The organism is Aeromonas sp. XH (genome assembly GCF_033348475.1).
In the GTDB taxonomy this organism is placed as follows: domain Bacteria; phylum Pseudomonadota; class Gammaproteobacteria; order Enterobacterales; family Aeromonadaceae; genus Aeromonas; species Aeromonas sanarellii.
In genome coordinates, this window is sequence record NZ_CP137630.1 from 1345187 (window position 1) to 1372073 (window position 26887).

The 26887-nt window shown below is 65.6% G+C and carries 22 protein-coding genes and 2 tRNA genes; 11 read left to right on the top strand and 13 right to left on the bottom strand.

Features of this window, described 5'->3' with window-relative positions; genetic code table 11:
- Position 1: 1 nt before the first annotated feature.
- The 7 genes from R2B70_RS06430 to R2B70_RS06460 form a co-directional block, all read right to left on the bottom strand.
- Positions 2 to 1651 carry an ABC transporter permease gene (locus R2B70_RS06430; RefSeq protein WP_318162917.1) on the bottom strand — a complete coding sequence of 550 codons (1650 nt, stop codon included), beginning with the start codon at positions 1649 to 1651 and terminating at the stop codon, positions 2 to 4.
- Positions 1652 to 1654: 3 nt separating this feature from the next.
- Positions 1655 to 2824, bottom strand: a complete 1170-nt coding sequence (locus R2B70_RS06435) for an ABC transporter substrate-binding protein (RefSeq protein WP_318163321.1) — start codon at positions 2822 to 2824, stop codon at positions 1655 to 1657.
- A 20-nt stretch (positions 2825 to 2844) separates the two neighbouring features.
- On the bottom strand, positions 2845 to 4995 hold the full coding sequence (locus R2B70_RS06440; RefSeq protein WP_318162918.1) for an FAD-dependent oxidoreductase: 2151 nt from the start codon (positions 4993 to 4995) through the stop codon (positions 2845 to 2847).
- Positions 4992 to 5567, bottom strand: coding sequence for a carboxymuconolactone decarboxylase family protein (locus tag R2B70_RS06445; RefSeq protein ID WP_318162919.1), 576 nt, complete (start codon positions 5565 to 5567; stop codon positions 4992 to 4994). The genes R2B70_RS06440 and R2B70_RS06445 overlap by 4 nt, the downstream gene beginning before the upstream one ends.
- Positions 5557 to 6267: a DUF1499 domain-containing protein gene (locus R2B70_RS06450; RefSeq protein WP_318162920.1), complete on the bottom strand. Its 711-nt coding sequence runs from the start codon at positions 6265 to 6267 to the stop codon at positions 5557 to 5559. The genes R2B70_RS06445 and R2B70_RS06450 overlap by 11 nt, the downstream gene beginning before the upstream one ends.
- A 134-nt stretch (positions 6268 to 6401) precedes the next feature.
- Positions 6402 to 6680: a peptidylprolyl isomerase gene (locus R2B70_RS06455; protein WP_209793545.1), complete on the bottom strand. Its 279-nt coding sequence runs from the start codon at positions 6678 to 6680 to the stop codon at positions 6402 to 6404.
- Positions 6681 to 6802: 122 nt separating this feature from the next.
- Positions 6803 to 7177: a hypothetical protein gene (locus R2B70_RS06460; RefSeq protein WP_318162921.1), complete on the bottom strand. Its 375-nt coding sequence runs from the start codon at positions 7175 to 7177 to the stop codon at positions 6803 to 6805.
- A 536-nt stretch (positions 7178 to 7713) separates the two neighbouring features.
- On the opposite strand from R2B70_RS06460, the gene R2B70_RS06465 reads away from it, so the two are divergent.
- Both R2B70_RS06465 and R2B70_RS06470 read left to right on the top strand, forming a co-directional pair.
- Positions 7714 to 9489 carry an autotransporter assembly complex protein TamA gene (locus tag R2B70_RS06465; protein WP_412055160.1) on the top strand — a complete coding sequence of 592 codons (1776 nt, stop codon included), beginning with the start codon at positions 7714 to 7716 and terminating at the stop codon, positions 9487 to 9489.
- Between the two features lie 76 nt (positions 9490 to 9565).
- Positions 9566 to 13375: a translocation/assembly module TamB domain-containing protein gene (locus tag R2B70_RS06470; protein ID WP_318162922.1), complete on the top strand. Its 3810-nt coding sequence runs from the start codon at positions 9566 to 9568 to the stop codon at positions 13373 to 13375.
- Positions 13376 to 13502: 127 nt separating this feature from the next.
- Here the strand turns inward: R2B70_RS06470 and R2B70_RS06475 are convergent.
- Together R2B70_RS06475 and R2B70_RS06480 are read right to left on the bottom strand one after the other, a co-directional pair.
- Positions 13503 to 13587 (bottom strand) — tRNA-Tyr (locus tag R2B70_RS06475).
- Between the two features lie 31 nt (positions 13588 to 13618).
- A tRNA-Tyr gene (locus tag R2B70_RS06480) sits at positions 13619 to 13703 on the bottom strand.
- Positions 13704 to 13828: 125 nt separating this feature from the next.
- Between R2B70_RS06480 and R2B70_RS06485 the strand changes: the two genes are divergently transcribed.
- Positions 13829 to 14353, top strand: a complete 525-nt coding sequence (locus R2B70_RS06485; RefSeq protein ID WP_318162923.1) for a VC2046/SO_2500 family protein — start codon at positions 13829 to 13831, stop codon at positions 14351 to 14353.
- A 75-nt stretch (positions 14354 to 14428) separates the two neighbouring features.
- Here R2B70_RS06485 and hpf read toward each other — a convergent pair whose 3' ends face one another.
- Positions 14429 to 14761 carry a ribosome hibernation-promoting factor, HPF/YfiA family gene (hpf, locus tag R2B70_RS06490; protein WP_042077364.1) on the bottom strand — a complete coding sequence of 111 codons (333 nt, stop codon included), beginning with the start codon at positions 14759 to 14761 and terminating at the stop codon, positions 14429 to 14431.
- Positions 14762 to 15153: 392 nt separating this feature from the next.
- On the opposite strand from hpf, the gene R2B70_RS06495 reads away from it, so the two are divergent.
- From R2B70_RS06495 to yciA, 5 genes are all read left to right on the top strand, one after another.
- Positions 15154 to 17673 (top strand): putative bifunctional diguanylate cyclase/phosphodiesterase, encoded by a 2520-nt coding sequence (locus tag R2B70_RS06495; RefSeq protein WP_042077365.1) that lies wholly within the window; start codon positions 15154 to 15156, stop codon positions 17671 to 17673.
- An 83-nt stretch (positions 17674 to 17756) separates the two neighbouring features.
- Complete coding sequence (locus R2B70_RS06500; RefSeq protein WP_209793596.1) at positions 17757 to 19673, top strand: transglycosylase SLT domain-containing protein; 1917 nt, start codon at positions 17757 to 17759, stop codon at positions 19671 to 19673.
- A gap of 177 nt (positions 19674 to 19850) precedes the next feature.
- Positions 19851 to 20849 carry a LacI family DNA-binding transcriptional regulator gene (locus R2B70_RS06505; RefSeq protein WP_209793549.1) on the top strand — a complete coding sequence of 333 codons (999 nt, stop codon included), beginning with the start codon at positions 19851 to 19853 and terminating at the stop codon, positions 20847 to 20849.
- Between the two features lie 246 nt (positions 20850 to 21095).
- The gene (locus R2B70_RS06510; RefSeq protein WP_318162924.1) at positions 21096 to 21908 is read left to right on the top strand and encodes an NAD-dependent epimerase/dehydratase family protein; all 813 of its coding nucleotides are present in this window, start codon (positions 21096 to 21098) and stop codon (positions 21906 to 21908) included.
- 138 nt (positions 21909 to 22046) lie between these two features.
- On the top strand, positions 22047 to 22445 hold the full coding sequence (gene yciA, locus R2B70_RS06515; protein ID WP_029314261.1) for an acyl-CoA thioester hydrolase YciA: 399 nt from the start codon (positions 22047 to 22049) through the stop codon (positions 22443 to 22445).
- A gap of 6 nt (positions 22446 to 22451) precedes the next feature.
- Here the strand turns inward: yciA and R2B70_RS06520 are convergent, their stop codons facing one another.
- Entirely contained in the window at positions 22452 to 22676 is a 225-nt protein-coding gene (locus tag R2B70_RS06520) for a hypothetical protein (protein WP_042077371.1), read from the bottom strand.
- A 111-nt stretch (positions 22677 to 22787) separates the two neighbouring features.
- Between R2B70_RS06520 and R2B70_RS06525 the strand changes: the two genes are divergently transcribed.
- Positions 22788 to 23633, top strand: coding sequence for an endonuclease/exonuclease/phosphatase family protein (locus R2B70_RS06525; protein WP_216989897.1), 846 nt, complete (start codon positions 22788 to 22790; stop codon positions 23631 to 23633).
- 68 nt (positions 23634 to 23701) lie between these two features.
- Here the strand turns inward: R2B70_RS06525 and R2B70_RS06530 are convergent, their stop codons facing one another.
- A complete protein-coding gene (locus R2B70_RS06530; RefSeq protein WP_318162925.1) occupies positions 23702 to 24958 on the bottom strand; it encodes a LysM peptidoglycan-binding domain-containing protein in 1257 nt (418 codons plus the stop codon).
- Between R2B70_RS06530 and R2B70_RS06535 the strand changes: the two genes are divergently transcribed.
- On the top strand, positions 24959 to 25231 hold the full coding sequence (locus R2B70_RS06535; protein WP_244462931.1) for a hypothetical protein: 273 nt from the start codon (positions 24959 to 24961) through the stop codon (positions 25229 to 25231).
- Positions 25232 to 25318: 87 nt separating this feature from the next.
- On the opposite strand, the gene gloB is transcribed toward R2B70_RS06535, so the two are convergent.
- Positions 25319 to 26083, bottom strand: coding sequence for a hydroxyacylglutathione hydrolase (gloB, locus tag R2B70_RS06540; protein WP_318162926.1), 765 nt, complete (start codon positions 26081 to 26083; stop codon positions 25319 to 25321).
- 80 nt (positions 26084 to 26163) lie between these two features.
- Here gloB and R2B70_RS06545 point away from each other — a divergent pair, with 80 nt between their 5' ends.
- Entirely contained in the window at positions 26164 to 26886 is a 723-nt protein-coding gene (locus R2B70_RS06545) for a methyltransferase domain-containing protein (protein ID WP_042077377.1), read from the top strand.
- Position 26887: the final 1 nt, after the last annotated feature.

Sequence of the window (26887 nt, forward strand, 5' to 3'; positions counted from 1 at the left end):
TTCAGGGCCTCAAGGCGGGGTTGATGCGGCGCGGCAGCCAGAGTACCAGACCGTAGATGAAAAGCGGCAGCAGCAGTTGCAGCAAGCCGTAGAGCCCTGCCAGCCGCCGGTTGAGGCCGCTGCCGATGGCCACCGCCTCCGTGGTGATGGTGACCACCCTGCCCGCGCCAAACAGCAGGGTGGGCAGGTATTGGGCCAGGCTCACCGCGGCGCCGACGCCGAAGGCGAACAGCAGGGGGCGGGCCAGCAGGGGACCCTTCACCCGCCACCAGGCTCGCCAGGGGCTGGCGCCCAGGCTGAGGGCCACCCGGGTGAGGCGATCGTCGAACTGGCGATAGGGGCCGTGCAGGCAGAGATAGACGTAGGGAAACACGAACACCAGCTGGCTCCAGAGCACCCAGCCCGGGCCGATGCCGCCGAGCCCGAGGCCGTCTATCTGCAGGCGCAGCCCGAACAGCAGGCTGGCCTGGGGCAGCAGCAGGGGCAGGCAGACGAGCCAGAGGGACCAGGAGGCTCCCCGGGGGCCGCGCCCCGGCTGCGCCTCCAGGCAGAGCACCGCCAGCAGGAGCGACAGGGCGGCGCAGAGCAGGGCCAGCCACAGGCTCTGCCACAGCAGGGGTCCCAGGGTGGGCAGCAGCGCCAGCCAGTGGCGGTCGCTCCATTCGCTCGGCCAGAGGGCGGGGAAGGACCAGCGCCTGGCCAGGGACCAGAGCAGCAGGGAGGCGAGCACCAGCAGGTTGATGGCGAGCAGGGCCCAGACCCCGGCCCGGGTGAACCGCTCTGGCCAGGGGGAGGGCACGGCGCGCCTGCCGTCCAGCCAGCGGACCTTGCCGAGAGTCACGTGACCCCACTCCAGCAGCCGCAGGGCGGCAAGCAGCAGCAGGTTGAGCGTGAGCAGCAGCAGGGCGCCGCTGCTGCTCGCGCCGCGCCAGCGCAGATTCGCGTCCTGATACCAGAGCCAGAGGCGCACCGCCAGGGGGGGTGGGGCATCGGGGCCCAGCAGCAGGGCGAGATCCACCACCGCCAGGCCATAGGCGGCGACCGCATAGAGGGGCAGGCGCAAGGCGGGCCAGAGCGCCGGCAGCAGCAGGCGCCACCACAACTGGGGCCCGCTGAACCCGAGGCTCTCCCCCAGCCACTGCTGGCGCGCCACCCTGGCGGGATCCTGCGCCGCCAGGGCCATCAGCAGCAGGAACGGCGTCTCCTTGAGGATGAGCGCCACAATGAGGCCGAGCCCCCAGGGATCTCTCAGGGTCTGCCAGTCCGGCGGCAGGTCGCCGACGCCGAACAGGGGGGCGAAGAGGCGCAGCAGCCAGCCGGAGGGGGCGAGCAGGAAGGCAAAGCCGATGGCGAAGGCAACGTGGGGCAGGGCCAGCAGGGGGGAGAGCAGACGGTGCAGCCAGCGCATCCAGGGGCGCCCGCTGCCCAGGGCGAGCAGCAGGGCGGTGAACGCCAGGGCCCCCAGGGTGGAGGCCCCCGCCACCCAGAGGCTAAGGCCCGCGGAGCGCCAGAGCCCCGGCTGGGCGAGCAGCAGGCCGAGATTGGCCGAAGCGATGCCCTCCCGCGCCAGCAGCAGCAGGCCGCCGGCGAGCGGTGCGCCCAGCAGGCAGGCGTACGTCAGCAGGACGAGGAGGCGTGCCTTGGCCTGCATGGATCAGTGGCCGTAGCGCTCGGCCCAGGCCGCTTCCAGCCTGAGCTGCCAGCTGGGGTGGGGCTCGGGCTTGGCCTTGAAGCGCAGGGCTGGCCGGCTCGCCCCCGGCAGGGCCTCCTGGCGCAGCACGCTGGGATCGCCCCAGAAGGCGGGATCGGCCTTGCGGGCCTGGGCCGCCGGGCTCAGCAGAAAGTTGGCCGCCACCTTGGCCCCGGCCCGGGCGCTGGCATTGAAGGGAATGGCGAGGAAATGGCTGTTGGTGAGCGCCCCCTTGCTCATGGCCACCGCCCTTACCGAGGGGGGCAGGGTGCCGTTCTGCACCGCGCTTTGGGCCTCTCCCGGATTGAAGCTGATGGCCATGGCGAGCTCGCCGTCGTCCAGCAGTTGTCTGGTCTCGGCGGCGCCGGTGGGAAACAGCTTGCCCTTGCGCCAGAGTGCGGGGTGCAGTTGTTCCAGCCAGGCCCAGAGCGGGGCTGTCACCTTGGCAAACTCGGCATCGGTGGCCTCCCGATAGAGGGGGGCGGGATCCGGGGTCAGTTCCAGCAGGATCTGCTTGAGGAAGCTGGAACCGTGAAACTGGGGCGGCTTGGGATAGGTGAAGCGGCCGGGGTGTGCCTGGACCCAGGCGAGCAGCGCCGCTGCGGAGGCGGGCGGGGTCTCGACCTGGTCGCCGTCCACCATGAGGTTGAGCTGGCCTATGCCCCAGGGGGCCTCCAGCCCTTCCACCGGCACGGTGAAGTCCTCGCTCACCGGCAGGGTGACGTCCACCAGCGCCATGTTCGGCAGCTCCCGGGTAAAAGGCGCGCCGAGCAGCCCCTGCTCCTTGAGCGCCTTGAAGTTCTCGCCGTTGACCCAGAGCAGGTCGATGGGACCGCCGTCTCGCTTGCCGGCCTGTTTGGCGGCCAGCAGCTGGCTGACGCTCTGGGCGATGTCATCCACCTTCACCTGCACCAGCCTGACCCCGTACTGCCGCTCGAGCTCCTGCCCCGCCCACACCAGGTAGGCGTTGATCTCCGGGCTGCCGCCCCAGGCGTTGAAATAGACGGTCTGGCCCTTCGCCTCGGCGAGGGTCTGCTGCCACGGCGTCTCGGCGGCGTGGGGCTGGGCCGCCAGCAGCAGGGGAGCGGCGGCGAACAGGGAACGGAGCAGGGCGCGAAGCCGGGTCTTGATCATGGTGTTCATCTCGTGAAGGGTCAGGCGCCACGGCGCCAACCGTGGTAACGGGCCAGCAGCGCCAGCAGGCGTCCGGGCTGGCGGGCGCGGCGCCAGGCGCCGGCCACGTACTTGTTCCCCTCCGTCAGGGTGGGATAGGGGTGGACGGTGGCGAGGATCTTGCCAAGGCCGAGCCGGTGGCGCATGGCGAGCACGAACTCGGCGATCCGCTCGCCAGCGTGAGCGCCCACCAGGGTCGCTCCCAGGATCTGATCCTTGCCGGGGACGGTGAGCACCTCGATAAAGCCGCCGGTCTCCCCGTCGGCGATGGCGCGATCCAGCTCGGCCATCTCGAAGCGGGTCACCTCGAAGGGGATGCCCCGGGTCCCGGCCTCTCTCTGGTTGAGGCCGACCCGGGCGATTTCCGGGCTGGTGTAGATGGCGGCCGGGATCACCCGGTAGTCCGCGCGAAAGCGCTTGAAGGGGCCGAAGAGCGCGTTGACGGCGGCATACCAGCCCTGGTGGGCGGCGAAGTGGGTGAGCTGGTAGGGGCCCGCGACGTCCCCCACCGCCAGTATGCTGGGGTAGTTGGTGGCGAGGAAGCCGTCGACCTTGAGGGTACCGCGCGGGGCGAGTTCCACCCCCAGCTCCTCGAGGCCGAAGCCGCTCACGTTGGCCACCCGGCCCAGCGCCAGCAGCAGCTGATCCCCCTCGATGGCCCGGGTCTCGTCCCCGCGGCGCAGGTGCAGCCGGATGGGCAGGCCTTCCTCCGCCGGCCTGGCATCGACCCGCTCGGCGCGCCAGCCGGTGAGCACTTGTACGCCGTCGCGGGCCAGCTGTTCCGCCAGCGCCTCGGCCACGTCGCGCTCCTCCCGGGGCAGCAGCTGATCGGCCAGCTCCACCAGGGTGACCGGGATGCCGAGCAGGGCCAGGCTCTGGGCCAGTTCGCAGCCGATGGGGCCGCCGCCGAGCACCAGCAGGTGGCGGGGGGGCTCGCGCAGCTGCCAGAGGGTGTCGGAAGTGAGGTAGGGCACGTCACCGAGCCCCGGCAGCTCGGGCACCAGGGGCCTTGCGCCGGTGGCGATCACCAGGTGGCGGCTCGACAGGCGCCTGCCGTTCACCTCCACCTCCCAGGGGGAGACGAGGCGGGCCCGCCCCTGGATACACTCCACCCCCAGGGCCTGATAGCGCTCGATGGAGTCGTGGGGCTCGACCTCCCTGATCACCGCTGCCACTCGCTCCATCACGGCGGCGAAGTCGGCGCGGGAAGTGCCCTGGCTGAATCCGAGCTCCCCGGCCCTGCGCTGCTCGGCCGCGAAGCGGGCGCTTCGGATCAGCGCCTTGGAGGGGACGCAGCCGGTGTTGAGGCAATCCCCCCCCATCCTGTGCTGCTCGATGAGCGCCACCCTGGCCTTGACCGCCGCGGCAAGATAGCTGGTGACCAGCCCCCCGGCCCCGGCGCCGATCACCAGGAGGTTGTAGTCAAAGCGCGCGGGTTTGCGATAGGGGGCGTGCAGGCGGCGCAGGGCGAGACGGCGCTGCAGCCAGCGCATCAGCCAGGGCATCAGGCCGAGCAGGGTCAGGGCCGCCACCAGCCCGGGGGAGAGGATGTTGCCGGTGCTGGTGAGGGTGGCGAGCTCGCTGCCCGCCAGCACGTAGACGAAGGTGCCCGGCAGCATGCCGAGTTGGCTGACCCAGTAGTAAGTGCTGACCCGGATGGGGGTGAGCCCCATCACCAGGTTGACCAGGAAGAAGGGGAAGAGGGGGATGAGGCGCAGGCTCAGCAGGTAGAAGGCGCCATCTTTCGCCATGCCGGCCTGAACGCTGGCGAGCTTGTCGCCAAAGCGCCCGGCTACCCAGTCCCGCAGCAGGAAGCGGGCGCTGAGAAAGGCCAGGGTGGCCCCCAGGGTGCTGGCAAAGGAGACCAGCAAGAGTCCCCACTGGATGCCGAAGACGGCGCTGCCCGCCAGGGTCAGCAGGCTGGCACCGGGCAGGGAGAGGGCCGCGGTGATCACGTAGATCAGCATGAAGGCGAGGGCTGCCGCGGCGAAGTGCGCCTGCACCCAGGCCGAGACCTGGGCCTGCCGCGCCTGCAGCTGGGCGAGGCTTAAGTAGCCGTCGAGATCCAGGGCGAAGAAGGCGCCGACAAGGGTGCCCATCACCAGCAGCAGAAGGAGGCGTGCCCTGGTCATTGGCGATCCCGTTTGGCGGGGCGCTCGGGCTGCACCGGCAGCTGGCAGAACCCCTGGGGCGGGATGTCGAGGGCGGCGTTGAACTTGGCGGACATGTTCTGGAAGGCGATGAGGCCGGTGAGCTCCACCAGGGCGTCGTCATCGAACCAGGGCTTGAGGCGGGCGACCTGCTCGTCACTCACCCCGTCGAGGCCGGTCATGGCCTCGGCGTAATCGAGCACGGCCCGCTCCCGCTCGTCGAACAGGGGGCTGGTGCGCCACTGGGCGAGCGCCTCCACCTTGTCGCTGGAGCCGGCGCGCTTGATGAGGGTCATGGCGTTGATGTCGACGCAGAAGCGGCACCAGTTGAGCTGGGAGACCCGCACCGTCACCAGGGAGCGCAGCACGGGATCGACGGGGGAGCGCCTGCGGTTGATGACGCCGTAGAGGGTGGCGACGGCGGCGAACAGGCACGGAGAGCGGCCCCAGCACTTGCCGGGGATCAGCACCTGGCCGTAGTTGCGTTGCTGCAGCCAGAAGAAGGGGCGGATGAACCAGGCGTAGGCCCGATCCGGTTTGACCTCAATGCGCATGTTGTTCCTCGTCGAGTTTCTGCATCTTGGGCTTGTAGGCGCCCCCCAGCCGTTCGTTCAGCCGGTTCAGGAAGTCCAGGATCCGCGCCCGGTTGACCCCCAGATCGCTGCGCCCCTGGCGGGAGGCGGAGCGCATGTCGATCCGGGTCTCTTTCGGCCCGGCGAAGACCCGCAGCGCCACGTCATCCTGAAAGCCGAACCAGCCGGTGGTGACGACTGCCTCGAGGCCATTCGGGCTCGGGTGAACCCGCCAGCCCAGCTCCGTCATCAGCTCGTCCGCTTCGGCGAGCACCTCGGCGGGGGAGGCGTGGGTATAGAGAGGACCGGGGTTGCCGGGAAATACTTGCAGGGGCGGAGTGTTGACGGGGAGATCCTCTGCCGTTCTCAACTGCTCGGCCCACTGGAGGCGGGGAGGGTGATGGGGATCCGTGCTGACGTCGTTGGTGAGCGGCGAGCGCAGCGCCTGGACGAGGAACAGCAGGGGCAGCACCAGGGGGGCTATGCCCCAGATCTCGGGCCACAGGGTGGGGGCGTTGCGATAGCGCCAGGGCAGGCGCAGCAGGAGCCAGAGGCCGATCAGGGCGCTCACGATGCAGAGGGCGAAACCGAGCCACCAGGGCCAGAGGTGGGCGCGGCTGCCGAGGGCGCCCCCCAGGGGCAGCAGCCAGGCCAGCAGGGGCCACCACAAAGAGCTGTGCATAAGACGGATCCACTGGTCAGGATGGAACTATGCCCAGAAGGATAAACTTAATTGCCTGATAACGTTAGTAAATTATCGTTGCGTCTTTGGGTTGCAGGGGCCGGGAACCTGGGGCCGACCCCGGGCAGCAGCCCTCAGCTGCGATAGAGCACCTTGATGAGATGGAAGCCGAACTTGGTGCGCACCGGCCCCAGCACGGTCAGCAGCTCCCCCTTGAACACGGCATCGTCGAAGGCCTTGACCATGTCCCCCTTGGAGAACTCCCCCAGGTCGCCGCCGCGCTTGCCGGAGGGGCAGGTGGAGAAGCGCCTGGCCATCTGGCCGAAGTCGGCGCCCTTGGCGAGCTTCTCCTTGATCTCGAGGCACTGTTTCTCGGTCTTGACCAGGATGTGCTGGGCACAGGCTTTTTTCATCGGGGCGCTCCTCGGTGGCGGTAAAGGGGCGCAAGATTACTCCAATTGCGCCCCTGCGTCAGCCCCTTGCGGGCGCAGCCTGATGGCACGTCCTCCTGGCCGTCGGCAGATGGCTGGCAGGCTCAGCCGCGGGGATGGGTTGCCAGGCGGCCCCTGGGGCGAGACTGCCAGAGGATCTCCAGCCCCAGCAGGGCGTAGAGGCACCAGATGGCCAGGGGATTGAGCCAGTCGCCACCCAGCTGCAGTGTCAGCAGGGCGCCGCCGACCAGCAGCAGCACGATTCCGGGCAGGCGCCAGTGGGCCGGCAGCGGGGCCAGCAGGGCCATGCCCAGCAGCAGGGTGAGGCCGAAGGGCAGGTTGAGGGCGGTGAAGGCCAGGGCCTGCTGGCCGTTCATCCCGGTCAGCAGGGCCAGCAAGGCGCTGCAGCAGGCCAGGAAGGTGATGAATTCGAGCCGGTCGGCGATGTAGTCAGCCAGTTGTTCGCTGCGTAAGGTCATGGAAGCTCTCCTGCGATGAATGGAGTCAGTGTGAGGCAGGCGGGAGATCAGTGGCAGCGGGATAAATCGATTGAATTGAACGAAGCTTTAGTGCTTCCTATCAAGTTATTGATTTAAACTTATTTTCTGGTGCAATCGCCGGCAGGAAGGCGGCGGAGCCAGACGATGACGTCAAGTCGGCCGGGTCGTCCCCCCTCGCAAAGTCCGGTGTGATTCGACAGGAACTGTCGCTCGGAGGGAGGCGGCGAACAGGAGACGGCACTGAGTGCGGGCAGGCGGGGGACGTTTGAAGAGACGGTTTTTTGTACGACCCTCGCCGAGAGAGTGCGCAGTCTGGTCGCTCTGGCAGGGAGGCGAGCCCGATGGCCGTCGTTCGGGTCGCGGCCCGGGAGCGGGCATCATGGTCAGGACTGGGCCCGATCGGGGGATCTCGCGACGGGGATTGTGCTAGGATGGGCGGCATTTGGCCGGGGTGAGTCCCGGTATCGTTCTGAATAGAACAATTTTTCAATCATGTTATTCGGGGAAATTGACGTTTGACAGGATGCTATCCTACTTTTCCAGCCAGGAGCACTTCATCCGGGCGATCCCGTCGCCCCGGGCCCGGCACCTTGCTGCTGCTCCTCGCCCTCTGGTTGCTGGCCACCCCCGCCATGGCGGCCAAGCTGACCTATCAGATCAAGGGGGTCAAGGGGGAGCAGAAGGATAACGTCGAGGCCTATCTCAATGCCCTGCCGGTTTACCAGGAGCGCCAGTACCGCCCCGCCCGCGCCAAGATCACCGAGAGCGTGCAGAAGGCCCTGCAGGTCTACGGCTACTACCAGCCGAAGATCACCCTCACCCGCGACAAGAAATCCCCGGCCAGGGTCGTCATCGAGATCGAGCGGGGAGAGCCCGTGATCATCTCGCGCCTCGACATCCTGCTGGAGGGGGATGCGGGCAGCGACGAGGTCTACAGCGAGCTGCTGGACAAGCTGCCCCTGAAGGAGGGGGATCCCCTCAACCACGGCAAGTACGAATCCATCAAGGCGGATCTCGGCAGCCTGGGGCTGGCGCGGGGCTACTTCGACGCCAAGATCAGCAAGAGCCAGGTCAAGGTCTTCCCGGATCAGGGCAAGGCGGAGATCTACATCCTGTTTCGCTCCGGCCCCCGCTATCACTTCGGTGAGATCCGCTACGACGCGACGCCGGAGGCGCTGCGCCTCATCCGGCCGCTCATCAACATCCAGACTGGCGACCCCTATCTGGCGATCCGGCTGGCCGAGATGTCCCAGGACGTCTCCTCCACCAAGCTGTTCAAGCAGGTGGACATCAAGCCCCTGATCAGCCAGGCCGAGGACAACCGGGTGCCGGTGCAGGTGACCCTCTCCAACCGGGTCGACCACGAGATAGAGACGGGTATCGGCTATGCCACCGACGTGGGACCGCGCCTGAGCGCCACCTGGGAGAAGCCCTGGGTCAACCGCTACGGTCACAGCCTCTCCAGCACCGCCAAGATCTCTGCCCCTGAGGCGGAGCTGAGTTTCGACTACCAGATCCCGGTCGGCAACCCGCTGCGGGACTACTACTCCCTGCAGGCCGGCTACCAGTACACCGACAACAACGACACCCGTTCCGATCTGGCCACCTTCGGCGTGCACCGCTGGAAGCGGCGACCCGATAGCTGGGACAGGGACGTCTTCGTGCGGCTGGAGAACGAGCGCTATGTGCAGGGCAACGACGAGGGGAACAGCCTGCTGCTGATCCCCGGGGTCTCCTGGTCGCGGCTGCGGGTGCGCGGCGGGCTGGTGCCGGACTGGGGGGATCGCCAGCAGCTGACGATGGAATTCTCCAGCCCCTACTGGGGCTCTGACATCAACTTCATGCGGGTGTGGGGACGCAGCAAGTGGCTGCGCACCCTGGGGGAGGATCACCGCTTCCTGATGCGGGTCGAGCAGGGGGCCATCGTCGGGGATGACTTCTCCCTGGTGCCCCCCTCCCTGCGCTTCTTCACCGGCGGCGATCAGACCATCCGCGGCTACGGCTATGAGACCGTCTCGCCGAGGGACGAGGAGGGCAAGCTCACCGGGGGCCGCTACACCAGCGTGGGCAGCCTGGAATACAACTACCGCTTCAGCGACAAGTGGCTCGGCGCCCTGTTCGTGGATGGTGGTACCGCCACCGTCGACTACAGCGAGGCCTGGAAGATAGGCACCGGGGTCGGGGTGCGCTGGGTGACCCCCATCGGTCAGGTCAGGCTGGACTTGGCGGTGGGCATCTCCGAAGAAGACAAGCCGCTGCGGCTGCATTTCGCGCTGGGGCCAGAGCTATGATCCGGTCTGAACGCCTTCGTCCTCTTCGCTCTCTTTTCTGGCCGCTGCGGCTGCTCTCCTTGCAGGGGTCTGCATCGTGATCTGGGTAAAACGCATCTTCCTGTGGCTCATGGGCCTCTTCTTCCTGCTGCTCATCGGCGTCAGCCTGCTGGGCTTCACCCACCAGGGCAACAAGTGGCTGTGGCAGCAGGCCAGGAGCGCGCTGCCCTCCCTCAAGGGGGAGCTGGTGGCGGGTCAGCTCGGCTATGGCTGGACCCTGGAAGGGGTCGGCTGGCAGGACGAGCTGGTGGATGTCACCGTGGAGCGGGCGGTGCTGGATTGGGATCTCGGCAAGCTCTTGCAGGGCAAGCTCTGGATCAAGTCTCTCGCGGTCACCCGTCCCGTGGTCCGGGTGGCCGAATCCGAACCTGTGCCGGAAGCGCCGTCGGAGCCCTTCGTCTGGCGTCCGCTGCCGCTCAAGATCCAGGTGGACAGCCTCAGGGTGGCCGGCCTCGATCTGGCCGTGCCCGGCGTGGCGGTGACCCTCAAGGATCTGGAGATAGGCGCCACCCTGGATCGCAAGGGGCTCATGGTGCGCGGTCCCGTGCTCGATGGTCTCGACATCGTGCTGGCACAGGCCCCCAAGGAGGCCGGCAGCAAGCCCCCCGCCGACAAGGGGAAGGAGCCCGCCAAGCAGGGGCAGGGCAAGGGCGAACCGCAGAAGGCGAAGGAGGTGGCGGCCAAGGCGTCCGAGGGGCGCCAGGCTGACAAGGGCAAGGCCGCGAACAAGCCCGAGCCCATAGTGCTGCCCGAGATCCGCCTGCCTTTCCCCATCCAGCTGGAAGGCCTGAACGCCACCAGGCTGCGCTACCAGCAGGGGGAGCTGGTCGAGGGGCTCGACACCCTGCTGCTGTCGGCCAAGGCCCAGGATGAGCGCATCGACGTGCGGGAGCTCTCCCTGCGCCACGCCATGGCGGATCTGGCCTTGAGCGGCCATGTGCGCCTGGTCGAGGATTATCCCCTCGCCCTGACCCTGGATGCCAAGGCCCGCAAGGGGCTGCTGGAGAACCAGCTCAAGGGGGAGCAGGCTAACCTGACCCTGGCGGGGTCCGTGGGCAAGCTGGGGCTGGCGCTCAAGGCCAAGGGGCCGGTCACCGCCAATCTCAAGGGATCGCTCGCGGCCCTCGATCCGGAGCTGCCGTTTGATCTGGCGCTGGACTGGAAGAGCCTCGCCTGGCCGCTGCACAAGCCAGCCAAGGATGAGCCCAGCTACCGGCTGGACAAGGGCACCCTGAGCGCCAAGGGCAAGCTCTCCGGCTACCAGTTTGCGCTGAAGACCGCCGGCAAGGGAACCGATGTGCCGCCCTTCAAGGTGGCCTTGTCGGGCAAGGGGGATCTCGGCCAGCTCAGCCGCATCGAGCTGCTGCTGGGTGCCCTCAAGGGGGAGCTCAGGCTCGACGGCAAGCTGGCCTGGAATAAGGGGGTGCAGTGGCAGGGCACCACGGAATTCAAGGGGATCAACCCGGCCGAGCTGGTGCCGGAGATCAAGGGGAGGCTGGCGGGCAGGATTGCGAGCCGCTTCGAGCTGGACGAGGCGGGCCACTGGCAGCTGGCGCTGCCGGAGCTCAAGGTTGACGGCAAGCTCAACCAGTATCCTCTGGCGCTCAAGGGAGCGCTCAGCGGCAACGACAAGATGGAGTGGACCATCCCGGCCCTGGCGCTGCAAAGCGGCCCCAACCAGTTGCAGGCGAAGGGCTCCCTCACGACCCTGGCCTGGAAGCTGGATGCGCAGATCGACGCCCCCAAGCTCGGCGGCATCTACCCCGGCCTTGGCGGCGATCTCAAGGGACAGGTGCGCGTCACCGGCAGCCAGCAGGCGCCAAGGGTGAATGCGGATCTGGTGTCCGGCCGTCTCTCCTATGCCGGGACAGTGCTGAAAGAGACTGTCATCAAGGGCAATGCCCTGGTGGGGGAGAAACCGGCCGGCGAGCTGGCCCTGACGGTGGCGAGCCTGGCGCAGGGGGCGACCGCGCTCTCCCAGATCGCCCTGAACCTGAGCGGCGATCTCAATCGACACGATCTGACCCTGACCATGAAGGGGGAGCCGGTGGCCGCGGATCTGCGACTGAACGGCAGTCTGCGCGGGGATCGCTGGCGTGGCGCTCTCTCCGAGCTCAGGCTGAAGACCCCCCTCAAGCGCTGGTCCCTGATCGCCCCCTGGGCGCTGGACCTGGATCTGCCGAGCCAGCAGCTGACCATGGGGGATCTCTGCCTGGGGTCCCAGAAGGCCAGCCTCTGCGTCAAGGGCAGCCGCATCTCCCCGGCCCAGGGCAGCCTGGAGTTTGCCCTGAGCCAGTTCGATCTCAAGCGGCTGCGCCCCTGGCTGCCTGACAACTTCCGCTGGCAGGCGGTGCTGTCGGCGGACGGGCGCGCCAGCTGGCGCGGCAGCCAGCCGACCCTGCACGCCACGGTGCGCACCACGCCGGGCACCTTTGTCGCCGACGAGCTCAAGACCGACTACCAGCGCCTGGAGCTGGGGGTGGACTTCGAGCGCCAGCAGGCCTCCATCCGGGTCGACTTCGCGTCCCAACAGATCGGCAATATCGACACCGATCTGCTGATCAGGGAGCCCGCCGGTCGCGGTCAGCTGTCGGGCCAGCTCAGGTTTGACGACCTCAAGCTGACCACCTTCGCCCCCCTCATTCCCGAGGTGCGCTCCCTGCAGGGGATCATCTCGGCGGATGCCCGTTTCGACGGCACCCTGGCCGCGCCCCTGCTGTATGGCGAGCTGGATCTGCGGGAAGGGGAGGTGCAGACCCACTCCGACATGGTGACCCTCTCCAAGCTGGTGACCCGCCTCAAGATCGATGGCAACCGGGCCGAACTCGACGGCTCCATGCTGGTGGGCAAGGGGCCCCTGGCGCTGGGCGGCTGGCTGAGCTGGGCCCGGCAGCCCGTCACCGGCAGTCTTACCATCCAGGGCAAGGATCTGGAGGCCCAGTATCCGGGCATGGGCCGGGTGCGGGTGACACCGGATATCGCCATTTCCCTGGGCGAGGAGACCCGGGTCACCGGCCAGGTGGACATCCCCTGGTCGCGGATCCTGGTCAAGACCCTGCCCGAGAGCGCGGTGGCGGTGTCCGATGACGTGACCGTCATCTACGACGATCTGCCTCCCGTGCCCAAGGCGGCGCCGCTGCCCATGGAGATCAGGCTCGCCGTACGGCTCGGGGACGATGTCCGGCTGGAGGCCATGGGGCTCAAGACCAAGGTGACGGGGGCGCTCAACATTCGCCAGGATCCGTCCAAACCCTTGGCGGGCAATGGACAGCTGGAGCTGAAAGACGGGCGCTTCAAGGCCTATGGCCAGAACCTCATCATCAAGGAGGGGCGTATCCTCTTCTCCGGCCCCATCGATCAGCCCTATCTCAACATCGAGACCTACCGGGATCCCGATACCATAGAGGACAACGTCACCGTCGGGGTGCGGGTGACCGGGCCGGCTGCCAAGCCGAAGATCACCGTCTATTCCGAGCCGCAGATGGCGCAGTCCGAGCAGCTTTCCTACCTGCTGCGCGGCAAGGGGCTGCAGACCAGCGGCGAGGATGGCGGCTTCAATGGCCTGCTGGTGGCGGGGGCCGTGAGCCAGGCGAGTGGCGTGGTCTCCAGCATAGGGGAGTCCCTCGGCATGAGCGACGTGGCCCTCGACACCGCCGGCAGCGGAGACGATACCCAGGTCACCCTGTCGGCCTACCTGCTGCCCGGCCTGCAGTTCCAGTACGGGGTCGGGGTGTTCAGCCCCATCGCCGAGTTCAAGCTGCGCTACGAGCTGATGCCCAGGCTCTACCTGCAGGCCATGAGCGGGGTGGCCCAGGCGGTGGACATCTTCTATCGCTTCACCCTGTGAGGACGCGGGATGCGAAGACGGGAGGCCAGGGGCCTCCCGTTTTTTATTGCCCGGGGAGGGAGACTCGGTCGGGAGCGGGGAGCCGGAAAAGCGAAAACCCGGCGCGAGGCCGGGTTTTCTGGAAGAGTGGTGGAGGGAGAAGGATTCGAACCTTCGAAGGCAGAGCCGTCAGATTTACAGTCTGATCCCTTTGGCCGCTCGGGAACCCCTCCACGGGGCATTGCCTGATTGTGCGCACTTGAATGGTGGAGGGAGAAGGATTCGAACCTTCGAAGGCAGAGCCGTCAGATTTACAGTCTGATCCCTTTGGCCGCTCGGGAACCCCTCCCAAGTGCGAGGCGCATACTAACAGATCTGCCGCGCTTGTGAACCCCTTGGCAGGGATTTTTAATGCTTAAAGGATCGGGTTGATGGCCGATAAGCAATGAAACCCTTATTTCCAAGATTTATCTCATGCTGCCCAGTGCGATTCGTGACCGACTGCTCGTCGATGAGGCCCAGCTTGGCCAGCGGCTCAACCAGGATCTCCGCCAGGGAGACAGGGCCGACTTCAGGCTGCACCTGGCGCTCCTGACCGAGGCGGTGGAAGAGCAGCCCTGGTTTGAGGGCCCGCCCCCGGCTGCCTCCGGCACGACGCCGTGGCGCACCCGCTTCGGCCTGATGCCCCAGGCCCCCCTGCAGGGGGGAATGGAGGAGACCGAGGCCGGAGCGCTGAACGAGCGCCTGCAGCAGGGGGGCTGCATGGCGGACGTCCGGCTCTGGCTGGCGCTGCGATCCCCCCCGCTGGTGAGCCGGGCGCCGGCGCTGGATCCCGCCGTCTATGACAACCTCTCGGCGCTGGGCCGCGAGCGCTGGCTGGGGAAGCAGGCCGCCAGCCCTCTGGGTGGCGAGCCCAGGGGGGAGGATCCTCTGCTCATGCTGCCGCTGCTGGATGAACTCTCTCGCGAAGTGGATGCCAGGCTGCGCTGGCTGGGGTGATGGGCGCCGAGTCGGCGCCATGCAAAAAGGCGGGATGACCCGCCTTTTGCTCAATGGATGGAGAGGGGAACCGGATCAAGCGTCCGCTTCGTCCGGCTGGGCCACTTCCTTGCCGGCGGCACGGCGGGCGATGGGCTTCTCCGTGTGACGGTTGAGCTGGCGCTCCAGCTTCTGGCCCAGATCCGTGATGGCGGCATAGAGATCCTCATGCTCTGCCTGCGCAAACAGCTTGCCGTTGGGGATGCCGACCGTGGCTTCGACGATATACATCAAACGCTCTTTGGAGATGATCACGTGGGGTGTGATAAGAGGCACCTGAAGACGCTCGAGCTTTTCAAAACGGGATTCAATGCGCTCGCGGATGGCTGGGGTGATGTCAATGATTTTGCTGGTCATTTCAATTTTCATATTGGCCCCCTTCGGGTCGTCTTGCTTGTGTCTTCACCCTCAGATTACCCATGTGGTCAAATCAGAATGTGATCTGAATCACGAAATGTCCCCCTGGCGATCTCACCGTCCCCAAATTGTGAGCTTTTCCCGTTTCATGCCAAAAACCGCTTGAGCTCAGTGAAACAGGAAGGCAGTATCAGGGAATAGGATCGTTTCTGTCCCCCTCTTGGCAGCGCCTTGTGCCGACCCGATATCCGGTTTTCGCCGCACCGCCTCGTATTTTCTCTATCCACATCGCGTTATCGCATCGCAGAAGATTGCCATGCGCCGGTGGAGATATGCGCGTAAACGGATATGCTTTTCTGCAAGAGTCGGGGGTGGATGACGTGGTTGTCGTGTCGGAGTCGTAAATGAAGCAGCAAGCCACCCAGATGATGTGGTTTTATGATCGGCAGCATGAGCAGTGGAGCCTGTCGGATCATGTCTCTTGTGAGCCCTGGGCAGGGGAGGGGCCTCATCCCTGGGCCGGGCAGCTGGTGCCGGAAGATGAAGCGGGTTTCGCCGATTTTCTCTCCAGACTCCACCACAGTGGCCAGTCCGGCCAATTCATCGGTCACCTCGGCGACGAGACGGGCAATGTGCACCATGTGCTCTGGTACGGTCAGTATGTAGCGGCCCAGCAGCTCTGCTGTGGCTGGCTGGCCCCGCTCGAGATGATCCACCGAGAGATGAGCCGCACCGAGCCGCCCGCCGGGATCATTCCGCCACTGCCCCTGTTGCAGGCCCCCTTGCTGGCCAAGCTGGCACAGGCGCTCTCCGCCAAGACGGGGCTCGATTTCTGCCAGACCCTGGTCAACGAACTCGCCCATATCCTGGGGGCCAGCGCGGTCTGGCTGACGGAGCGGGTCGGGCTCGACCGGCTCAGGGTGCTGGCGAGTCACGGCATCGACGTCAAGGAGTACGCCCTGGGCGACATGCCCTGCCAGCAACTCTATCGGCAGGGGGCCACCAGTCCTTCCCCCGTCAGTGAACCATTGAGCGAGGGCCAGGGCCTGCCCGCCGGCCTGCATTACTACGCCCAGCCACTGCTGGATCGCGGTGGTCAGCTCCTGGGCCATCTCGCCCTGCTGTTCCCGAGCCAGACCCAGACCGCCGATCTGGGCTCAGTGCTGACCATCTTCTCGGTGCGCATGGTGGCCGAGCTGGAGCGTCTGCAGAGCGATGCCCTGATGCGGCTGTCTGCGGTGGCGTTCGAAACCCACGAAGGCATCATCATCACGGATCCCGAGTTCAAGATCCTGCGGGTCAATTACGCCTTCAGCCAGATCACCGGCTTTGACAGTCAGGGGGTCATAGGCCTGCACCTTGGCAACGATCTCTGGTCGGGACTGGGTGGGCTGGGCTATGAGCTCAACGCCCTCGATCGCTGGCAGGGGGAGACCCTGCGTCTGCACGCCGACGGCCGCGCCTATCCCCAGTGGGAAATCGTCACCCCGGTGCAGGACGACAAGGGGGGCATCAGCCACTACGTCATCTTCTTCGAGGACATCTCCGAGCGAAAGGCGGCGGAGCGTCGCATCCAGGATCTCGCCTATTACGACGAGCTGACCGGCCTGCCCAATCGCCGCCAGCTGCACGAGACCCTGGCCCAGGCGTTCGCGGAGGCGAGCCGTGAGCACCTCATCGGCGCCCTGCTGTTCATCGATCTCGACCACTTCAAGACCATCAACGACTCCCTCGGCCACGCCACCGGTGACTGGCTGCTCAAGGAGGTGGCCAGCCGGCTCAAGCGGCTGGTGCGCCAGGGAGATTGCCTGGCCCGACTCGGCGGCGACGAGTTCGTGCTGCTGCTGCCGGCGCTCTCCATCAGCCCGCCCCAGGCGGAGATGCAGGCCGACCTCATCGCGGAGCGGCTCATCGGTGAAATCGCCGCCCCCTACAGCCATGGGGGACAGGTGCTGCATATCGGGGCCAGCGTCGGCATCACCCTCTTCCCCGGACGGGAGCAGGAGGCGGGGGATCTGCTCAAGCAGGCCGACACCGCCATGTACCAGGCCAAGTCGGCGGGCCGCAAGACCCGGCGCTTCTTCGATGCCTCCATGCAGTTGCAGGCCGACCGGCGTCTGCTCATCCACAACGAGCTGCGCAGCGCCCTCGACAACCAGGAGTTGACCCTGCACTACCAGCCCCAGCACATGGTCGAGGGGGGGGACCTCATCGGGGTGGAGGCGCTGATCCGCTGGCAACCGCCGGGCCGGGCCCTGGTCTCCCCCGCCGAGTTCATCCCCATCGCCGAGGAGACGGATCTCATCGTCGACATCGGCAACTGGGTGCTGCACGAGGCGTGCACCCAGTACGTCTCCTGGGAGGAGAACGGGATCCACGTGCCCCAGCTGTCGGTCAACGTCAGCGCCAAGCAGTTCCATGCCCCCGATTTCGTCGATCGCATTCACGACGTGCTGGCCTCGACCGGCATGGATCCCGCGTGCCTGAACCTGGAGATCACCGAGTCCGTGGTGCTCGGCCATGCGGAGGACACCATCAGCAAGATGACCGAGCTCAAGACCCTGGGCATCAGCTTCGCCATCGACGACTTCGGAGCCGGCTACTCCTCCCTGAGCTACCTCAAGCGGCTGCCGGCGGACGAGCTCAAGATCGACCGCTCCTTCATCCAGGACATCCCCAAGGATGGGGACAACATGGCCATCGTCGAGGCGGTGATCGCCATGGCACGCCACATGGGGTTCAACGTGACGGCGGAGGGGGTGGAGTCCCGCCAGCAGCTGGAGTTCCTGCAGGCGCAGGGCTGCCATTTCTTCCAGGGATACCTCGCCTCCAAGCCGCTCCCCGTGCCCTATCTGGAACGCTATGTCAGCCGCCTGGTGCGCAGCGAACGCAGCGCCTTTGCCGACAAAAATAGTGTGGCGTAGCCCGGGGGCTTAGCGGGTAGAATGAAGGTATGTCACCACCGCCAGCGGGCGGTGGTCGTGCCTTTGAAGGGAGAATGCCATTCGTGAAAGCCGTGCAGGGAATCATCTTATCGGCGCTGTGTGTGCCAGGGCTAGTGGCACCCGTCTTTGCGCAAACCATGGAACAGTCCCTCTATCGTGAGGGCTATGACGCCGTGCGGGCCAATGATCAGACCCGTTTCGAGCAAATTCGTGCCCGCCTGAGCCATTACCCCCTGCGGCCCTATCTGGACTACTACCAGCTCGCCTTCAGGCCGGGGGCGGCGGACTATGACGACGTGACCCGCTTCATCCGTCAGCACGGGGACACGCCCCAATCCAACCGCCTGGAGCGCGCTTACCTCAGCTATCTGGCCCAGAGCCAGCAATGGTCCCAGTTCCTGCGCTTCTACCCGGCCAAGCCGAGCTCCACCGATCTGCTCTGTCAGCACTATCAGGCCCGCTACTACACGGGGCACAAGAGCGAGGCCCTGAAGGAAGCCGGCAAACTCTGGCTGAGCGGCCAGTCCAGGCCCGATGCCTGCGATCCCCTGTTCGATCTCTGGCAGCAGGCTGGACTGCGCACCCAGGAGAAGATCTGGCAGCGCATGAGCCTGGCCTTCGAGGCGCAGAACCCCAATCTCATTCGCCACCTGGGGGCCCAGCTCGGCAGCGGCATGAAGGGATACGGGGATCAGATGATCGCCCTGTATGAGCAACCCGTGCGGGCGATGAATCCGGCCAACTTCATGGCGACACCGCCATCGCGCCAGCTGCTCTCCCTGGGACTGGCCCGCTATGCCAATGAGCAGCCGGATGCGGTCTTGCGCCAGCTGGGGGAGATGACCCGCCGCTTCGGCCTGAACCACACCGAGGTGACCCGGGTGGAGCGGGCGGCCGCCCGCCGCCTGCTGCTCGATCGTTCCCTCGCCCAGCGCAGCTGGCTGGACGCGGCCCTGGTGCGCCTGAAGGATGGCGAGCTGATGGAGCTGCGTGCCCGCCTGGCCGTCTGGGAGCAGGACTGGCGCGGGCTGGAGGGCTGGGTCAAGCGGATGCCCATGGCACTGCAGAAGGAGGATCGCTGGCGCTACTGGATGGCGCGCTCGCTGGAGGAGCAGGGGCGGCAGAAACCGGCGCGGGAGCTCTATCTCGAGACCGCGAACCTGCGCGGCTTCTATGGCTTCATGGCGGCGCAGCGCACCGGGGTGCCCTATCGCATCAAGAACCAGAGCGTGGCGCACAAGGTGCCGGACTGGCGTACCGCCAGCCAGCGCTGGCCCTTCCTGCTGCGGGTGCGCGAGCTGCTGGCGATGAACGAGATCACGGCGGCCCGCTCTGAGTGGATCCACAACATGGATCGCAACAGCGTGGCCCAACGTCTCGAGTTCGGTCACATCGCCCTCAACCAGGGCTGGCACGAGCTGGCCATCCTCTCCAGCATCCGGGCCGAGGCCTGGGATGCGCTGGACTTGCGCTTCCCGCTGCCGCTCAAGCGCACCTTCTCCCAGATGGCTCAGGAGCGGACCATGAACACCAGCCTGCTCTACGCCATCTCCCGTCAGGAGAGCGCCCTCTACCCGCTGGCGCAGTCGCCGGTCGGGGCGCGGGGCCTGATGCAGCTGATGCCGGCCACCGCCAGGGAGACGGCGGGCAAGCTGGGGGTCCCCTATCGCAACGAGCAGCAGCTGTTCGATCCGGCCATGAACATTCGCCTCGGCAGCGCCTACCTCAAGCGCCTGCTGGACGTGTATGACGGCAACCGGATCCTGGCGGCGGCGGCCTACAACGCGGGCCCGGGCCGGGTGAAGCGCTGGCGTGAGCAGAGCGAGAACAAGCCGATGGATGTCTGGGTGGAGAGCATTCCCTATCGGGAGACGCGCAACTATGTCCAGAACGTCCTCTCCTTCGACCTCATCTATCAGCACAAGCTGCAGCAGCCCCTGCGTTTCATGTCGGAACGCGAGCTGAATCACGCCTACTGAGTCAGGGGGCAGTCGTTGTCGCGACTGCCTCCCATTCTTGCCCAAGAATGGTTATCATCCCTTAAGCTTTGTTACAAAAGGAAACCTGCCAGGTGATCGGGCCCCGCGTCTTGGTCTGGCAGGTTCGATACAATACCCGATCATCACAGACAGGCTTTCCCAACAAAGGAATCGAGAGTGGCAACGATCAAAGATGTGTCTCAGCTGGCGAATGTCTCCATTTCGACGGTGTCTCGAGTGATCAACAACACGGCTCAGGTGGCGCCAGAGAAGCGCGAGGCCGTGCTCGCGGCCATGAAGGAGCTCAGCTTTCGTCCAAACAGCTTCGCCCAGGCCCTGGTAAGCAAACGTTCCAACTGCATCGGCGTGCTGGTGGGCGATCTGTGTGGCGGCCCCTTCTTCGCCCAGATGATGCGCGGCATCGAGAGCATGGTCGACAAGGCGAACAAGTTCACCATCGTCGTCTCCGGCAACCACGATGCGGCCAGGGAGCGTCACGCCATCCAGGCGCTGCTGCAACGCCAGTGCGACGCCCTGATCCTGCACAGCAAGGCCCTGCCTGACGAAGAGTTGAGCGAGCTGGCGTCGGGCACGACCCCCATCGTCTTCATCAACCGCCAGGTGCCGGGTTGCGAGGAGCGCTGTGTCTGGCTGGACAACCAGGCGGGCATCACCACGGCCTGCCAGCATCTGCTGGACGCGGGCCACCGCAAGATAGCCTTCGTCACCTCGGATGACGAGGAGTTCGTCGATGGTCAGCAGCGGATGGCCGGTTATCGCTTCGCCCTGGAACGGGCGGGCATCGAACTGGATCAATCCCTCATCGGTCGCGCCTACGCCGACGAGAAGGGCGGCTATGTGGCCATGAGCGAGCTGCTGGAGCGCGGGGTCGAGTTCACCGCCGTCCTGGGCTTCAACGATGCCATGGTGGCGGGGGCCATCTCCTGCCTGCTGGAGCGGGGTTACAAGATCCCCCAGCAGGTGTCTGTGGTCGGCTTCGACGACATCCCCTATGCCCGTTACATCTATCCCAAGCTCACCACGGTGCGCTACCCCATCGAGGAGATGGGAGAGCGGGCCGCGGAACTGGCCCTGCGCCTGCTGGATCACAAGCCGGTAGAGGGGCTGGCGCTCAAGTTTGAAGCGGAACTGGTGCGTCGGGAGTCGGTGGCCTGAGTCATAAAGTTGGCCCCAAGTGGGCCGACTTTTTCACAAGACATTGAAAGCGCTTTCAGAAATCCTTTTCAACTGTGATCCGCTTCAAAGCTTTTTAGTGGCGCTGCCACTAGGATAGGCCCACGAATTAGGAGCGTGCGCTCCCGATTTTCCCGCTGTGGGAGGTAACCGGCTCATCCGGCTATTTCCTTCGTTACTTTCGACGGTCATCATTGGATGGCCGTTTTTTTTTGTCAGGATCCTGGAATGACGCACGAACATGAGTATCAGACGGGCATCGTCGGCGCCGGCTGGCTGGGGTTGCCGCTGGCACAGGCGCTGCAGCGGTCGGGCCAGCGGGTCGCGGTGACGGTCAGCAGCGCCGAAAAGGCCGGGCGACTGCGAGGGGAGGGCATCGCCGCCTGGCCGTTGCTGCTCGCCCCCGAGATGGAGACGCTGCCGTTTCGCTGCCGTGACCTGGTGATCTGCGTGCCCCCCAGCAAGACCCGGGATTACCCGGCATCGGTGGCCCGGCTGTGCCGGTTGGCCCTGATGGCGGGAGTGCAGAGAGTGCTGTTTATCAGCGCGACCTCGGTATGGGCGCCCGGGCAGGGGGAGGAAGAGACGCCTGCCCCTGCCCACGAGAGAGGGATGCGAATGCGGGCAGCCGAGCTCGCCGTGCTGGACGCCGGCTTTGCCTGCGCCATGGTGCTGCGCCCGGCCGGCCTCTACGGCCCCGATCGCCATCCAGGGCGTTTCCTCGCGGGCAAGACGTTGGCGGGGGGCGGGCAGGCGGTGAATCTGGTGCACCTGGACGACGTGGTGGCTGCCTGCCAGCTGATGCTGGCTCAGGGGCTGGATGGGGAGACCTACAACCTGAGTGCCCCTGTCCACCCGAGGCGGGAGCAGCTCTACCCCTTCGCGAGCCGTCTGCTCGGGCTGGTGCCCCCGCAATTCATCGAGCCGGTCGGCGACTTTGCCCCCATCGAGGGGCAGCGCATCTGCCTGCGGCACGGTTTCGTCTATCGCTGGCCGGATCCGGCCCACTGGTTTGCCGAGCAGACCGCCCTGAAGGGGTGAGCCAGGGATGCTGTCGGATTGCCATGGCGGCTGACCACGTGTGGGAGCCAGGTCTGGCGCGGGCCTGAGGGCAATTGAGGTTTGCCAAGGGCGGGATCGCCCCCTATCATGCCGCCATCCATGACAGAGAGAGCGGTAATGATGGAAGAGACAAAGCGTCACCCCGATGGGGAACTGTTGCTGAGAACCCTGGCGATGCCAGCCGATACCAACCCCAATGGCGATATCTTCGGGGGGTGGATCATGTCCCAGATGGATATAGGTGGGGGCATCATGGCCAAGGAGCTGGCAAAGGGACGCATCTGCACCGTCTCGGTCGAGGGGATGACCTTCCACAGCCCGGTCAAGGTGGGGGACGTGGTGTGCTGCTACGGGCGCTGCCTGAAGATAGGGCGAAGCTCCATGCGCCTCAAGCTGGAGGTCTGGGTCAAGCCGGTGCTGCGGGAGAACGAGGCCCAGCGCTACTGCGTGACCGAGGGGGTATTTACCTACGTGGCCATCGACGATCAGGGTAAATCCCGCCCGGTCCCGGTCTGACGCGGGTCAGATCAGCCGGGCATTGATGATGGATATTTCCTGCTCAAGCCCGGTTTTTTGCCGTATCATGCGCTCCAGCATCTCTTCCGAGCCGACGCACTGATGGGTGTCAAACAGGCAGAGATCGCACTGGGGATCCCGCCTGATCTGATAGACGGTGGAAAGCTCCACTTGATGACAGGTTCCTTGTTGATCATAAAATGTCACGCGGTACTGGTGCTGTCTCGCCATGGCGGGATCCCTCGTGGGTGAGTCGGGCCGGACACGAATAATGAGACTAGTCGGCGATCATGAGCTCTGTGAGGGCCATGGCGCCTTGCAGAGGCAGGTGATTGTTAGCCAATGAAAAATAGTTATCGGATTCTGGGGACCTCCCTGCTGACACTGGGTCTGGTCGGCTGTTTCGAGGTGCCGGATCAGGATCATCTGGTCACGGCCGCCGGCATAGTGCCCGGCGCCAGCTGCGATCGCCCCCCGCTGGTGGCTCTCGCCTCCACCGCCTTGCCCCGGGAGTTTGGCATCACTGTCTGGAATCTCTACAAGGGACAGCGCAAGAACTGGCGCGAAGGGCTGGACCAGTATGCCAAATCCCAGGATCTGGTGCTGCTGCAGGAGTCGGCAACCCGACCCGAGATGCTGGACTGGCTGCGGCGAGGCGATTTCCAGTGGCAGCAGTTGCAGGCCTTCACCCAGGGCGGCGTCTCCTTCGGCGTCATGACGGTCGCCAAGACGCCCCAGGCCTTCGTCTGCGGTGTGCGCTCCCCCGAGCCCCTGCTGCGCATCCCCAAGTCCGGGCTGGTGAGCCTGTATCCCCTGCAGGGGGATCCTGACGGCGTGCTGGTGGTGAACCTGCACGCGGTCAACTTCGAGTTGGGGATGGCCACCTTCCGCGAGCAGCTCAACGATCTGACCGCCCTCGTCCATCGCCACCAGGGGCCGGTCATCCTGGCCGGGGATTTCAACACCTGGAGCGACAAGCGCGAATTCTGGCTGAACAAGCTGGTGGGGGAGCTCGGGCTGCAGGAGGCCGTCCCGGTGCCCGACTTGCGTCGCACCGCCTTCGGCCGTCCGCTGGACCACCTCTACTACCGCAACCTGGATCTGGTGGAGGTGAGTTCCCCGGCCACCGATTCTTCGGATCACAATCCCATCCTGGCGCGATTCGCGGCCCAGGCCATCACCCCCTGACGGGGCCGGATGGCAGACAAAAAAATACCCCGCATTCGCGGGGTATTTTTTTGGGTTTTGATGAGCGATCAGCTGTTGTTCTTCACGAACAGGGTCAGCTCCTGACCCGGCTTGAGGTAGTCGCTCTTGCCGAGCTGATTCCAGCGCATCACGTCGTTGACGGCGACCTGGAAACGGGCGGCGATGGAGGAGAGGGAGTCACCGCGGCGCACCTGGTACACCATGGACTTGTTGCTGCCCTTGCCTTGCTTGGGCCAGACCACCAGCTTCATGCCCGGCTTCAGGGACGACTTGGCGTTCAGACCGTTCCACTTGGCCAGATCGGCGTGGGTGACCCCGTGCGCCTGGCTGATGCTCCACAGATTGTCGCCGGAGCGCACCCGGTAATGCACCTTGCTGCCACTGCGGCTCGCCAGTTGCTGCGGCTTGCTCTGGGCGGTCTGGCTCACCATGGCTTTGCCGCCATTGGGGATGATTAGGCTCTGGCCACGGCGCAGGTTGTTGCCGCGCAGATTGTTCGCGAGCTTGAGCTGCTGCACGCTCACCCCGTGATTCTGGGCGATGCGGGACAGGGTGTCGCCGCTGGTGACCTGATAGGAACGCACACCTCGGGTCCGCTCACGCTGGGGCAGATCGGCCAGAGCCAGCTCCAGGGTATCGGCATACTCGACGGGCACCAGCAGGTTGTAGGGACCCCGCGGCGAGGTCACGCCCCGCTTGAGCGCCGGGTTGAGCGCCTTGAGCTGGGAGGCGGAAATGCCCGCCAGCTGCGCCGCCACGTTCAGATCGATCTGGCCACCTGTGTTGATGGTCCGCAGCTGCGGCTTGTTGGCCAGCACCGGCAGGGTGACATTATATTGGTCCGCATTGCGGATCATGTCGGCCATGGCCAGGATCTTGGGCACATACATCCGCGTCTCGCGGGGCAGGTCCAAGGACCAGTAATCGGTCGGCCGGCCGGCCCGCTCGTTGCGTACGATGGCATTGCGCACCCGACCTTCGCCCGCGTTGTAGGCAGCCAGGGTCTGCAGCCAGTCGCCGTCGAAGAAACGGTTCAGGTACTCCAGGTAGTCCAGTGCGGCATTGGTGGAGGCCAGGACGTCGCGTCGGCCGTCGTACCAGTTGTCGTGGCGCAGGCCGAAATTCTTGCCGGTCGCAGGAACGAACTGCCAAAGACCGACCGCATTGCTGCGGGAGCGGGCATTGGGATCGAACATGCTCTCGATCATGGGGATGGTAATAAGCTCCATTGGCAGCTCACGCCGTTCGATTTCCTCTACCATCAGATACAGGTAGGGCTCAGCCCGGCTGGCAATGGTCGCCATATGCTTATCATTGCGCAACAACCAATCACGCTGTTGCCGGACACGGGCGTTATCGTACGAGTCCAGCTGCATATCATCGCTGATACGCACCCACAGGTTATCAGTGTCATCCAGCTCTTCTATCTGTTCGTCGCCGAACAGCATGCGCGAAGAGTGTTTCTTGTACGTTTTCTTGCTGACTTGGGGGGATTTCATCGGCTCGATTGCCGTTACCGCCCGGTCATCCTGATGGCTCAGGTTTTGACAGCCGCTGAGAAACAGCGCCGCCAATAAGGCCGTTCGTAGCTTCATCTCGCTCAGGTCATCTATGGAAAAACAGCTCGCATCATAAGGGGCAATGCCCCCCTGATCAAGGTTTGTTCAAAAAACGTCCTTCCAGGCCCGCAGGACGGTGAAGGTATCCTCTGGATTTTCCAAGCATTTCAGTGCGTATTTTTCAGCAGAAAATTTCACTGAGTCCTGCTCGCAGCGTAGAAAAACATTGAAATGCCGTTCATCCCCCAGTCGGGAAGGGAGACTCGGCAGGCCCTGCTGGCGCAGCTTGCTGATCACCCCGATCTGCCGCTGGATCGCCGGGTTGTCCGGCTCGACCGCATGGGCGAAATGCAGGTTGGCGAGGGTGTATTCGTGGGCGCAATAAAGGAGGGTGTCGTCGGGCAGGGCCGCGAGCCGTTGCAGGGAGCCGTACATCTGGGCCGGGGTACCCTCGAACAGGCGGCCGCAGCCGGCACTGAAGAGGGTATCGCCACAGAACAGCATGCCCTGGCCGTAATAGGCGATGTGGCCATGGGTGTGGCCGGGCAGGTGGAAGACGTCGAGACTCAGGCCATGCCATTCGATCCTGTCACCGTCATCGAGCCACTGGCCGTGATGCTCCGGCATGGGGTCATGCTTGGGGCCATAGAGGCGGGCGTGCGGGAAATGGTGCAGCAGATCCGAGACGCCGCCGACGTGATCGCGATGGTGGTGGGTCAGCAGGATGGCGTCGAGCACCAACCCCAGTGCCTCCAGTCGCGCCAGCACCGGGGCGGCCTCGCCCGGATCGACGACCAGGCAGTGATTCTCGTGGCGGATCAACCAGATGTAGTTGTCGTTAAAGGCGGGAACTGTGATGACGGTATACATGGCTCGGCTTCTCTTTTGTGTTCTTTGGGGATGGGATCTTATATAACTGGATGGCATTCGCACCCCGGATTGGTTCCATTATGCAGCTGGCACGTACCGAACAACAGATCGCGATCCCGACCAGCTGGTCTGCACTGCCCATGGGGGACTGGGTGGCTGCCGAGCTTCAGGAGAGGCTCGACAACTGGTGCCCCCATCTGTTTGGCTATCACCTGCTGAAAATTGGCGCCCTGAGCGCCGAGCTCTCCTGCGGTTGTTCCACCATTCGTCACCAGATCGGGGTCGCCCCCGGCGGGCGGCTGCTGGATATCCTGGGTGATCCGCTCGCCCTGCCGGTGCGCTCCGGCAGCGTGGATGCCTGTCTGCTCGCCCACTGCCTCGACTTCTCGCCGGATCCCCATCAGGTGCTGCGCGAAGCCGAGCGGGTGCTGACCGACGATGGCTGGCTCATCGTCAGCGGTTACAACCCCCTCAGTCTGGTGGGGATTGGCCACTACCTGCCTTTCATGCGGCGCCATCTGCCCTGGTCCGCCCGCATGTTCACCCCCGCGCGGGTGACCGACTGGCTGCAACTGCTCGGGTGCGAGGTGATGTTTGACGAACGGTTCGGCTTCTCCTTCATGGGCAGGCAGAGCCGGATAGGCTGGTGGCGGGAGAGCCTGGGACGGGACTATTGCCGCTCCCTGGCGTCCGTCTACGTGATTGCCGCCCGCAAGCGGCGCTTCCCCGTCACCCCGGTGCGTCGCCGCTGGCGCCTGCCGGAGCCGATGGCGGCGCCGGGCATGGCGCGGCAGGGGGGCTAGC

Bases quoted from the DNA above. Each gene is read 5' to 3' on its own strand.
- R2B70_RS06430 (WP_318162917.1), bottom strand. From the start codon at position 1,651: ATGCAGGCCAAGGCACGCCTCCTCGTCCTGCTGACGTACGCCTGCCTG.
- R2B70_RS06435 (WP_318163321.1), bottom strand. From the start codon at position 2,824: ATGATCAAGACCCGGCTTCGCGCCCTGCTCCGTTCCCTGTTCGCCGCC.
- R2B70_RS06440 (WP_318162918.1), bottom strand. From the start codon at position 4,995: ATGACCAGGGCACGCCTCCTTCTGCTGCTGGTGATGGGCACCCTTGTC.
- R2B70_RS06445 (WP_318162919.1), bottom strand. From the start codon at position 5,567: ATGCGCATTGAGGTCAAACCGGATCGGGCCTACGCCTGGTTCATCCGC.
- R2B70_RS06450 (WP_318162920.1), bottom strand. From the start codon at position 6,267: ATGCACAGCTCTTTGTGGTGGCCCCTGCTGGCCTGGCTGCTGCCCCTG.
- R2B70_RS06455 (WP_209793545.1), bottom strand. From the start codon at position 6,680: ATGAAAAAAGCCTGTGCCCAGCACATCCTGGTCAAGACCGAGAAACAG.
- R2B70_RS06460 (WP_318162921.1), bottom strand. From the start codon at position 7,177: ATGACCTTACGCAGCGAACAACTGGCTGACTACATCGCCGACCGGCTC.
- R2B70_RS06485 (WP_318162923.1), top strand. From the start codon at position 13,829: ATGCTGCCCAGTGCGATTCGTGACCGACTGCTCGTCGATGAGGCCCAG.
- hpf (WP_042077364.1), bottom strand. From the start codon at position 14,761: ATGAAAATTGAAATGACCAGCAAAATCATTGACATCACCCCAGCCATC.
- R2B70_RS06495 (WP_042077365.1), top strand. From the start codon at position 15,154: ATGAAGCAGCAAGCCACCCAGATGATGTGGTTTTATGATCGGCAGCAT.
- R2B70_RS06510 (WP_318162924.1), top strand. From the start codon at position 21,096: ATGACGCACGAACATGAGTATCAGACGGGCATCGTCGGCGCCGGCTGG.
- yciA (WP_029314261.1), top strand. From the start codon at position 22,047: ATGATGGAAGAGACAAAGCGTCACCCCGATGGGGAACTGTTGCTGAGA.
- R2B70_RS06520 (WP_042077371.1), bottom strand. From the start codon at position 22,676: ATGGCGAGACAGCACCAGTACCGCGTGACATTTTATGATCAACAAGGA.
- R2B70_RS06525 (WP_216989897.1), top strand. From the start codon at position 22,788: ATGAAAAATAGTTATCGGATTCTGGGGACCTCCCTGCTGACACTGGGT.
- R2B70_RS06530 (WP_318162925.1), bottom strand. From the start codon at position 24,958: ATGGCGACCATTGCCAGCCGGGCTGAGCCCTACCTGTATCTGATGGTA.
- R2B70_RS06535 (WP_244462931.1), top strand. From the start codon at position 24,959: ATGCTTATCATTGCGCAACAACCAATCACGCTGTTGCCGGACACGGGC.
- gloB (WP_318162926.1), bottom strand. From the start codon at position 26,083: ATGTATACCGTCATCACAGTTCCCGCCTTTAACGACAACTACATCTGG.
- R2B70_RS06545 (WP_042077377.1), top strand. From the start codon at position 26,164: ATGCAGCTGGCACGTACCGAACAACAGATCGCGATCCCGACCAGCTGG.